We start from the raw sequence: 8,683 nt of genomic DNA, 5'->3' as shown, positions 1-8,683 counted from the left end.
GCTGTCGATCTCCGCCCCCGCCCGCGCGGCCGCCGGGGCGGCGTCGGCCGCGCGGGCGGGGGCGGAGATCGACAGCAGCAGCAGCGCGCCGGTCGTGGCAGCTCGTTTCATCGGTCGCACGGGGCGGTCCTCGTCAGCAGGAAATACACGGGGGCCGGCGTGGCCGGACGGTGTCGCGGCCGCTTCGCCGCGGGTGGCGCGCCTCGGGCGCCGGACGATCTTAGCGGCGGTCGGCGCGCCGCCGCGTGGGCACCCGGCTTGCTCCGCTCGGTGCCCAACGCTGACTGCCGGGAGAACCTGATGTCCTACATCGACGGATTCGTCATCGCGGTGCCGACCGCGAACAAGCAGAAGTTCATCGACCACGCCACGCCGCTCGACGCGATGTTCATCGAGCTGGGGGCGACACGCGTCGTCGAATGCTGGGGCGACGACGTGAAGCCGGGCAAGCTCACCGACTTCCGGCGTGCCGTCCAGGCCAGCGACGACGAGACCGTGGCTTTTTCGTGGATCGAATGGCCCGACAAGGCGACACGCGACGCGGCGATGGCCAAGGCCGAAGAGCTGATGAAGACCGACCCGCGCTGGGACCCGGCGCGCAACCCGATGCCCTTCGACGGCAAACGCATGATCTTCGGCGGCTTCGAGCCGGTGGTCGACCTGGGGCCGGACGCCTGAGCGCCCGGCCCGGCGCTTCAGCCGGAAGCCGGCGTCAGCACGACGGCCTTGCTCACCTGCTGCGTCAGGCCCTGGTCGTCCACCCAGCTCAGCTTCAGCTCGGCGCTGTCGCGCGCGACGAAGGTGAACTCGATGTAGGGGTTCTGCGCGATGCCGATGCCGGGCTCCCAGGTCAGCAGCAGCACCGGCCCGAGCCGGGCTTCGAAGCGGCGCACGATGTTGCGCGGGCGCGGACGGCCCTCGGCGTCGGTGCGCAGGCCGCTTTCCATCACGTGTTCGACCTGGGCCCGCACGCGCACCAGCTCGCCGCGGGCGGGTTTGCTGTTGCTGATCCAGATCCGGGGGGGTGGTGTCATCGGCTCGTCCTCACATGCCGCAGCCGCCGGAGCCGACGACGACCTCCTGGCGCGCGGCCAGCACCTGGCCGTCGCTCATGCGGGCCAGCGCATGGATCGTCTGGCTCTGGCTCAGGCGAACGCGGATCGCCGCCTCGGCGCTGCCGGTCGCCGGCGTGAACCGGAAACGGCAGACCAGCGGCACGGGGTTCAGCTCGGCCAGCACGATGATCTCCTCGCAGTACAGCTGTTCGGAAATCGGCCGCGTCACGCGCAGCTTCACCGGCACCGCGGCGGGGTTGTCGCCGAGCGAAGGCAGGTCCAGCAGCAGGCCGTCTTCGACGACGCTGGCGCCGCCGACGAAGTCCTGCAGCGCCTGCCGGAAGCTGCCCGGGTCGGGCGCCAGCGCGCCGGCCGGTGTCTGGGCCTGGGCCCGGGCGCCGGGCGAGGGCAGCGCCAGCGCGCCGCCCAGCGATGCACCGCGCACGACGAAGTCACGACGCTTCATGGCGGCGGCGTGTTCAGATCGCGAGGAAGTCATGGAAGCGCTGGCGGATCCAGCCGAAGTCTTCCTTGACCATGTCCTCGTTGCGCACGTCCATGTCGATCTGGGTCTGGATCACCTTGCCGGTGGCGTCGAGTTCGTACTCGAACTTCACCGAGATCTCTTCCTGCGGCTCGGCGTTGACCATCATGTAGCAGAGGTTGTCGGGCAGGCGCGCGACGACCGGCTTGCCGGCCACGCGCTCGGCGATGTTCTGCGCGACGATGCGGCCGACGTAGTTGGCGACGTGGCCGCTCTTCGGGTAGTGGCCGAACTGGTCGGAGATCGGGCCCATCAGGTCGCCGACGAAATAGACGCTGTCGTCGCTGCGCGCCTGGAACAGCCGCGGGTGCATGTCGGCCCAGCCGGTGGGTTTGCCGGCGGCGTCCTGGCCGATCAGGCCGGCGCTCCAGACCATGTCGGCAGCCTGGTGCGGCGGCATCAGGATCGCGTCGTCGAAGCGGAACTCGCCGGCCGCGGTCTTGATGCGCTTGTTGAACGGATCCACCTCCTGCACCTTGGCGTTGGGCACGTGGGTGATGATGTCCGGGTACAGCTCCTCGAAGGCCGCCTTGTAGCCCATGCCGATCGGCCCGATCTTGGGCTTGGGGTCGAGGATGACGATCTTGCCCGGGATCTTGTTCTTCTTGATGTGCCAGGCGATCAGGCAGGCGCGCTCGTAGGGCGAGGGCGGGCAGCGGTGCGGCGGCGGCGGCAGCGTCATCACCAGCGTGCCGCCCTTGAACTCCTGCACCTTGCGCTTGAGCGCGAACATCTCGGCGTTCGGGATGTAGGCCGAGGGGTAGTGCATGCGCGTGTGTTCGATCGCGCGCCGGTCGTTGCCGAACCAGGCTTCGTAGTCGTTGCGGATGCCGCCGGACAGGACCAGGAAGTCGTACTCGATCTGCCCGTGCGCGGTCAGCACCCGCTTGCGATCGCGCTCGAAGCCGGTGACCTCGGTCTGCAGCAGCTTGTAGCCGTAGGTATTCGCCGGCTTGAGCATGTCGTGGTTGACGAAGTCGGTGCCGACGATGTCGAGCAGCCACTTGTTGCTCATCGGCCCCGACCAGAAGCTGGCATTGCGCTCGAGCAGCACGACGTCGGAGTTCGGGATCAGCTCGCGCAGGTAGCGTGCCGCCGTCAGCCCGCCCCAGCCGCCGCCGCAGACGACGATGCGCGGCTTGGCGCCTTCCCGCGGCAGGATCGTCGTCTGCGAGGTGGCGATCGCCGGAGCGGCCTGGGCCAGGCCCGGCAGCGTGGCCATGCCGGCCAGCGCGAGGCCGGGCGGGGTCATCAGGAAGTTGCGTCTTTTCATCGGTCCCTCTCGCAAAAGTTCGGTCCGGACCTGGGTCCGGGTGGTGGGGCGGGGCGCTGCCGCGGGGCTCAGCCGCCCCAGATGTCGGCGCTGATGGCGCGGTACCAGGCGGCGCCGTGTAGGGCCTCGGCGGCGCGGAAGGCGGCGTCGGCGTCCAGCGGGCTGACGCCGCCGGCCTCGGCGATCTCGACGAGCCGGCCACGCTGGGCACGGTATACACCGGCTACCGAGATACCGTAGCCGGGGCCGAGCAGGCTGTAGCAGGTGTTGGCGTAGGCGGCGGCCGGTGCCGGCTGGCCCGCGAGTTCGGCCGCGATCGCGGCGGCGACCATCTTGCCCTGCATGTTGGCCGCGAACCCCGACTTGGGCATCGGCGAGGCGATCGTCGCGTCGCCGACGGCGTAGATGCCGGGCACCCGCTGGCTCTCGAAAGTCTCGGCCACGACCGGGACCCAGCCGCTGGCGTCGGTGACGCCGGCCCGTTCGGCGATGCGTCCGGCCTTCTGCGGCGGGATGACGTTCAGCACCGAGGCTTTCACGACGCGCCCGAAGGTGGTCTCGAGCTCGCGCCGGGCGGCGTCCACGCGCATCACCTGGCCGTCGCCCGAGAGCCCCGTCCACTCGATCATGTCGCCGTACAAAGCCTTCCAGCCCTGCTGGAACAGCGCCTTCTTCGAGAAGTTGTCCTTGGCGTCGAGCAGCAGGATCTTGGCGCGAGGTTTGTGCTGCCGGAAGTAGTGCGCCACCAGCGCCGCACGTTCGTACGGGCCCGGCGGGCAGCGGAACGGGTTGTCCGGGATCACCATCACGAAGGTCCCGCCGTCGTCCATCGCCTGCAGCTGGCGGCGCAGCAACTGGGTCTGCGCGCCGGCCTTCCAGGCGTGCGGCGCGAGTTCGGCGGCGGCCTCGTCGTAACCTTCGAGCGCGTCCCAGCGCATGTCGACGCCGGGCGACAGCACGAGCCGGTCCCAGGCGAGGCGCTGGCCGTTCGACAGCCGCAGGCTGCGGCCGGTGGCGTCGACGTCGTCGGCGGCGGCATGCACGAGCTCGACGCCGGCGGCGCGCAGCTCGTCGAAGCCGTGGCCGATCTGCTCCCACTCCAGCAGCCCGGCCAGATAGTGGTTGGAGAACGGGCAGGTGTAGAAGCGCCGCGCCGGCTCGACCAGCGTCACCTGGACCTGGGGCGCACGCCGCTTCAGGTAGCGCGCCGCGGTGGCGCCGCCAAAGCCGCCGCCCACGACCACGACACGCGCCGATGCAGCCTGGGCGCGCACGATGGCCGGCAGCGCCAGCGCGGCGCCCGCAGCGGCGGCCTGGCCCAGCAGACCGCGGCGCGACAGCGGCTTCATCGGGCTGCGGGCTGCGCGAACCACCGCGCCAGCCCCGCGATCTGCTCGGAGTCGAAGCCGCGCATCAGACGCGGCATGACGGTGGCGGCCGGCACCTGCCCGGCCTGGAAAGCCGTCAGCCGGCTGCGCAGCTGTTCTTCGCTGAAGCCCTGGAGGCTGGGGATGCTGGTCGTGCCGGCGGCGCCGGCGAGGTGGCAGTTGACGCAGGCGCCGGCCAGCACCGAGACGTCCTGGACCGACGGGCCGCCGGCGCTGGCGGCGGTGGCGAGCAGCAGGCCGGAACAGGCCAGGGCAGAACGGGCCCGACTGACGAAGAATGCAGGAAACGGCATGCGGGGCCTGGGCATGACAGGAAACGCGGCATTTTCGCAGCAAGCCGCGACGCGCCGGCGCGTCGTGCCTGCATGCGACCATTGCCGCGTGAACACGGCCCTGAACTCGCCGCGCGCGGTCTGCGCGCGCTGCCTGCGCCCGCAGTCGACCTGTCTGTGCGCGCTGGTGCAGCCCACGGCTCACCGCACCGAGGTGCTGGTGCTGCAGCACCCGCAGGAGCAGCGCCAGGCCAAGAACAGCGTGGCCCTGCTGCGGCTGTCGCTGGCGCGCTGCGACGTGGTCGTTGGCGAACGCTTCGCCCCGGCGCAACTGCAGGCGCTGCTGCACCGCCCCGGGCGCGACACGCGGCTGCTGTACCCGGACGTGCCGGCCGCGCCCGCAGCGCCGGCCCCGGCGGTGGCGGAGCCGCTGCGGCTGGTGGTGATCGACGCGACCTGGCGCAAAAGCCTGCGCATGCTGCTCGAGCACCCGGCGCTGGCGGCGCTGCCGCGCCTGTCGCTGGACGCGCCCGAGCCGACGCGCTACCGCGCGATCCGCGCGGCGCGGCGCAGCGACCAGGTCTCGACGCTGGAAGCCACCGTGCAGGCCTTGAGCCGGCTGGAGGGTCCGTCCTTCGACGCCGCACCGCTGCTCGACGCCTTCGGCCGCTTCGTCGCCGGCGTGGCGGCGCGCCAGCGGCCCAAGGAAGGCACGGGCCAGGCGTAGGGCACGGTCGCGCCGGTGCCGCCGGCGCTTGCGCTTCAGGCCGACAGCAGCGGCGGCTGCAGCAGGTCGGCGTCGACGTTCATCAGCACGCTGGCGAGTTCGAGCGTGCGCCACAGCGGGGCCGGCATCGCCATGATCGCCTCCGGTGTCCGCGCGTGCGCCACCCAGGCGGCGATCTCGGTGTGCTGCGCGGGGGTCAGCAGGTTCAGGCTGAGCATCTCGTCCAGGGTCTGCACGGCCGGCCTTTCTTGGGGTGTGAGCCTCGCGCGGGCGCTGCGCGTGGGGGCATCGTAGCGGGCAGCCTGCGGACGCCGCCGCCGTGGGGCGACTGGGCGGCCCCTGACGGGGCGCGCTCAGCGTGCCAGCCAGGCGTCCAGCCGGGCGCGCGCGGCGGCCGTGCGCCGGAAGGGCCCGCCGCGGCGCTGGGCGAGGTAGGCGGGCAGGCGCACCGTCAGCAGCCGCCACCAGTGGCGCGGGTACCAGGCCAGGATCCACGGCGAGTCTTCGGCCACCGGGTAGATGCTGGCCAGGCGCCGGCGCGGCGGGAAGAAGCGCTGCGCCGCCAGGTGCAGCCGCGCGCCGAAGCCCGCACCTTCGACCACCGCGCCCAGGCGCACGTTGCCGCGCTGCTCCAGCTCGCCCAGCATCAGCGTCGCGGCCAGCGCCACGAACTCGGGCGCCAGTGCGCCGGCGGCCGCCGGTGTCGGCGGCAGCAGTGGCAGCGGGCCGTGGGCGCGCTCGGCCAGCAGCAGCAGCTGCCAGCAACCGGTGGTGTAGCCGCCGCGCTCGGCGAGCTGCCAGAACAGCGGCCAGTCGACGGTCTCGCGCTGCAGCAGGAAGGCGAGGTCGCTCAGCACCAGCGGGCCGTTGTCCAGGCGGTGGTCGAACAGCGCGTGGATCGCCAGGTGCAGCAGCAGGTCGGTGGGCGACAGGAAGGCGATCGTCTCGCCGGCCAGGTCGCGCCGCACCAGGCGTTGCCAGAGCCCGGGGTCGTCGCTGGGCTCGAAGCGCCCGGCCGGCCCGTGTTCGGGCACGTACAGCCGCCGGTGCACCTCCACCGACGAACGGCCGCGCGGCGCCAGCAGCGGCGGCAGGTGCTTGTTCAGGTCGTGATAAGCCTGCGGGTCGCCGCTGGCGATGGATAGCCGCGTGAAGCCGGCCTCGGCCAGCGCGTCGAAGGCGGCCATCGCCTGCGCCGGCGGCACCAGCACGTCCAGGTCGCGCAGCGGCCGCAAGGCCGCGTGCGGGTAGCTCTGGGTCGCGAGGAACGCGCCCTTCAGGAACACCGCCGGGATGCCGCGCGCCTGCAGCACCCGCTGCACCGCCACCAGATCGCCCTGCCAGGCGAGCGAGCGCATCGCGTGGGCACGAAAGCTCTGCGCCCAGGCGGCGGCGATGGCCGGCGGCACCACGAAAGCCGCCGGCTGGCGCGTCGTCTGCCAGTGCAGCAGCGGCTCCAGCCGGTGCTGCTGCGCCAGGCGCTGGATCTCGCTCCAGTCCTCGGCGTCGGGTGCCGGCAGCGGCTCGGGTGCCTTGTTCGCCAGCAGCCGCAGCAGTTGCAGCCGGCGCAGCAGGAAGCTGTCGGCCGGTGCCTGGCTGCGCCGCGACACGAAACAGCCCACCGGCGTGAAGTGCGCGAAGCCGTCACCGCCGCAGACCGCCACCGAGCCCGCCGCGACCCAGGCGTGCGCCTGCAGCGGTGCACCGGCGGCGTCGCGCCGCAGGCCGAAGCAGACGCTGCACGGCACGCCCGCCAGGCCCAGCAGCCAGCGTGCGGCCAGCGCCTGCGCGAAGCAGTTCGAGCCCCAGGGCGTGTGGCGTGCCGCCAGCCGCAGCAGGCGGCCGATGCGCTGGGCACGCGCTTGCACGTCCGCTGCCAGCGGCAGCGGGCGCTGCGGCGGCGCCGCCTGGCCCAGCCAGGGTGCGAGGCGCTTGAATGCGACCAGCTGCACCGCTGCCCGGCCCAGCCCGAGCAGCAGCCAGCCGAGCACGAACCAGCCCCGCTCGGCCGCGCCCAGGCGGGCGAAGCCGGCGAGCCGGCGCAGGTGGCGCTTCATGCCGGCGTCAGGTACAGGCGCGCACGGTCGTGCTGCAGGTCCAGCTGCAGTTCGTCGCCGGCCGCCAGGTCGCGGGCCTCGGGCAACAGGTGGATGCAGGGGAACCACGACGAACGCTGCGGCGGCGTGTTCTCGAACACGATGCCGGCGCCGAAGTCCAGCCGCAGCCAGCGCATCACGCCTTCGGCACGCCCCGCCTGCAACGCGACCAGGCGCAGGCGCTGCGGCTGGTCCAGCGCCGGCGTGTCGTGCGCCAGGTCGAAGCCGATCAGCTCGACCGCGCCGGACAGCAGCCGCGCCGCGCCGCCGCCCGGGCCTGCGCTGAGTTCGGTCGGCGAGAAGCGGTTGAAGGGTGTCAGGTCGAAACCCATCGCGGTGCTCATGCGGCCGGATTCAGCAATGTCGGTGCCCGCCACCAGCGCGCCGATCGCGCTGACGCGCTGCGGCAGCAGCGGCGCGTCGGGCACCAGGAAGCGTTCGCGCGCCAGCTCGGTCAGCGGCAGCACGTCTTCGCCGAGCAGCGTGTTGTCGACGATCTCGGCGACGAACAGGTCGCAGCGTGCCGGCAGGTCGCTGCCCAGCGTCACCGCATGCGCGTCCTTGGCGATCACGGTGATGCGTTCGGCCAGGCCGTTGCGCGCGACGATCTCGCGCGCCGCCTCGGCGACATCGGCGCGGCGTTCGCAGGTGTAGACGTGGTGCGCCCCGGCGCGCACCGCCAGCATCGCCAGCAGGCCGGTGCCGGTGCCGATCTCGAACACCGTCATGCCCGGGCGCACCCAGTGCTGCAGCGCGCGTGCATAGATCTTGTTGCGCGGCCGGTCGTGGATGATGCCGAAGTGCCACAGCGGCGCCTCGTGGCGCAGCAGCCACTCGGTGCGCACGCGGATGCGCTGGTCGCCCGGCGCCAGCCGGCGCGCGGCATGGGCCAGCAGCAGGCTGTCGCGGCGGCGGTCGCGCTGGCGGAAGACGCTGGCCATGCGCGCCAGCCGGTCGGCCAGGTCGGGCTGGCCGGCGATGGCCTGCACGAAGGCCTCGGCCTCGGGCGACAGGCCCTGCCCGGCCAGCAGCTCGGCGGCGTTCAGCACGTCTTCACCAGGCCCAGCGCCAGCAGCTCGCCGACGAAGCGCAGCGTCTCGGCCTGGCAGGTGGCGGGGTCGACCTCGTGCTCGGCCGTGAGCGTGGCGCACAGCTGGTCCAGGGTCTGTGGCTCGGCCAGCAGCTCCCAGGTGCGCGAGCCGGCGCCGGCCAGGCCGTAGTACTCGCCGTTGTCTATGCTCATCATCACCGTCTCGCCGTCCATCGGCGTGGCGACGAGCCCGGGCTGGCGCACCACGCGGTGCTGGAGAGTGAGGGTGCTCATGTGC

11 protein-coding genes are annotated in these 8,683 nt (G+C 72.6%); 2 read left to right on the top strand and 9 right to left on the bottom strand.

Annotation, left to right across the window (positions count from 1 at the left end; translation table 11 throughout):
• The first annotated feature begins 300 nt into the window (after window positions 1–300).
• Window positions 301–678 (top strand): DUF1428 domain-containing protein, encoded by a 378-nt coding sequence (locus CKO43_RS17445; RefSeq protein WP_200231284.1) that lies wholly within the window; start codon window positions 301–303, stop codon window positions 676–678.
• Window positions 679–695: 17 nt separating this feature from the next.
• Here the strand turns inward: CKO43_RS17445 and CKO43_RS17440 are convergent, their stop codons facing one another.
• The 5 genes from CKO43_RS17440 to CKO43_RS17420 all read right to left on the bottom strand — a co-directional run bounded on the left by CKO43_RS17440 (window position 696) and on the right by CKO43_RS17420 (window position 4,553).
• Entirely contained in the window at window positions 696–1,034 is a 339-nt protein-coding gene (locus CKO43_RS17440) for a thiosulfate oxidation carrier complex protein SoxZ (protein WP_200231283.1), read from the bottom strand.
• A gap of 10 nt (window positions 1,035–1,044) precedes the next feature.
• Window positions 1,045–1,521: a thiosulfate oxidation carrier protein SoxY gene (locus CKO43_RS17435; RefSeq protein WP_200379375.1), complete on the bottom strand. Its 477-nt coding sequence runs from the start codon at window positions 1,519–1,521 to the stop codon at window positions 1,045–1,047.
• A 13-nt stretch (window positions 1,522–1,534) separates the two neighbouring features.
• Entirely contained in the window at window positions 1,535–2,872 is a 1,338-nt protein-coding gene (locus CKO43_RS17430) for an FAD-dependent oxidoreductase (RefSeq protein WP_200379374.1), read from the bottom strand.
• 68 nt (window positions 2,873–2,940) lie between these two features.
• Window positions 2,941–4,221 (bottom strand): NAD(P)/FAD-dependent oxidoreductase, encoded by a 1,281-nt coding sequence (locus tag CKO43_RS17425; RefSeq protein ID WP_200379373.1) that lies wholly within the window; start codon window positions 4,219–4,221, stop codon window positions 2,941–2,943.
• Window positions 4,218–4,553 (bottom strand): c-type cytochrome, encoded by a 336-nt coding sequence (locus CKO43_RS17420; RefSeq protein ID WP_200379372.1) that lies wholly within the window; start codon window positions 4,551–4,553, stop codon window positions 4,218–4,220. The genes CKO43_RS17425 and CKO43_RS17420 overlap by 4 nt, the downstream gene beginning before the upstream one ends.
• An 88-nt stretch (window positions 4,554–4,641) precedes the next feature.
• Between CKO43_RS17420 and CKO43_RS17415 the strand changes: the two genes are divergently transcribed.
• Window positions 4,642–5,259: a tRNA-uridine aminocarboxypropyltransferase gene (locus CKO43_RS17415; RefSeq protein WP_346728276.1), complete on the top strand. Its 618-nt coding sequence runs from the start codon at window positions 4,642–4,644 to the stop codon at window positions 5,257–5,259.
• Between the two features lie 35 nt (window positions 5,260–5,294).
• Here the strand turns inward: CKO43_RS17415 and CKO43_RS17410 are convergent, their stop codons facing one another.
• The 4 genes from CKO43_RS17410 to CKO43_RS17395 form a co-directional block, all read right to left on the bottom strand.
• Window positions 5,295–5,495 carry a hypothetical protein gene (locus tag CKO43_RS17410; RefSeq protein ID WP_200231278.1) on the bottom strand — a complete coding sequence of 67 codons (201 nt, stop codon included), beginning with the start codon at window positions 5,493–5,495 and terminating at the stop codon, window positions 5,295–5,297.
• Between the two features lie 117 nt (window positions 5,496–5,612).
• Window positions 5,613–7,316: a lasso peptide biosynthesis B2 protein gene (locus tag CKO43_RS17405; RefSeq protein WP_200379371.1), complete on the bottom strand. Its 1,704-nt coding sequence runs from the start codon at window positions 7,314–7,316 to the stop codon at window positions 5,613–5,615.
• Complete coding sequence (locus tag CKO43_RS17400) at window positions 7,313–8,404, bottom strand: 50S ribosomal protein L11 methyltransferase (RefSeq protein WP_200231276.1); 1,092 nt, start codon at window positions 8,402–8,404, stop codon at window positions 7,313–7,315. The genes CKO43_RS17405 and CKO43_RS17400 overlap by 4 nt, the downstream gene beginning before the upstream one ends.
• Entirely contained in the window at window positions 8,398–8,679 is a 282-nt protein-coding gene (locus tag CKO43_RS17395; RefSeq protein ID WP_200379370.1) for a lasso peptide biosynthesis PqqD family chaperone, read from the bottom strand. Before CKO43_RS17395 ends, CKO43_RS17400 begins: the two co-directional genes overlap by 7 nt.
• Between the last annotated feature and the right edge of the window lie 4 nt (window positions 8,680–8,683).

The organism is Rubrivivax gelatinosus, assembly GCF_016583785.1.
GTDB lineage: Bacteria > Pseudomonadota > Gammaproteobacteria > Burkholderiales > Burkholderiaceae_C > Rubrivivax > Rubrivivax gelatinosus_B.
This window is presented reverse-complemented; position numbering and strand designations above follow the sequence as displayed.

What these genes read in the sequence shown, in the direction of transcription:
- CKO43_RS17445 (WP_200231284.1), top strand. Translation starts at nt 301, where the DNA reads ATGTCCTACATCGACGGATTCGTCATCGCGGTGCCGACCGCGAACAAG.
- CKO43_RS17440 (WP_200231283.1), bottom strand. Translation starts at nt 1,034, where the DNA reads ATGACACCACCCCCCCGGATCTGGATCAGCAACAGCAAACCCGCCCGC.
- CKO43_RS17435 (WP_200379375.1), bottom strand. Translation starts at nt 1,521, where the DNA reads ATGAAGCGTCGTGACTTCGTCGTGCGCGGTGCATCGCTGGGCGGCGCG.
- CKO43_RS17420 (WP_200379372.1), bottom strand. Translation starts at nt 4,553, where the DNA reads ATGCCGTTTCCTGCATTCTTCGTCAGTCGGGCCCGTTCTGCCCTGGCC.
- CKO43_RS17395 (WP_200379370.1), bottom strand. Translation starts at nt 8,679, where the DNA reads ATGAGCACCCTCACTCTCCAGCACCGCGTGGTGCGCCAGCCCGGGCTC.
- CKO43_RS17430 (WP_200379374.1), bottom strand. Translation starts at nt 2,872, where the DNA reads ATGAAAAGACGCAACTTCCTGATGACCCCGCCCGGCCTCGCGCTGGCC.
- CKO43_RS17425 (WP_200379373.1), bottom strand. Translation starts at nt 4,221, where the DNA reads ATGAAGCCGCTGTCGCGCCGCGGTCTGCTGGGCCAGGCCGCCGCTGCG.
- CKO43_RS17405 (WP_200379371.1), bottom strand. Translation starts at nt 7,316, where the DNA reads ATGAAGCGCCACCTGCGCCGGCTCGCCGGCTTCGCCCGCCTGGGCGCG.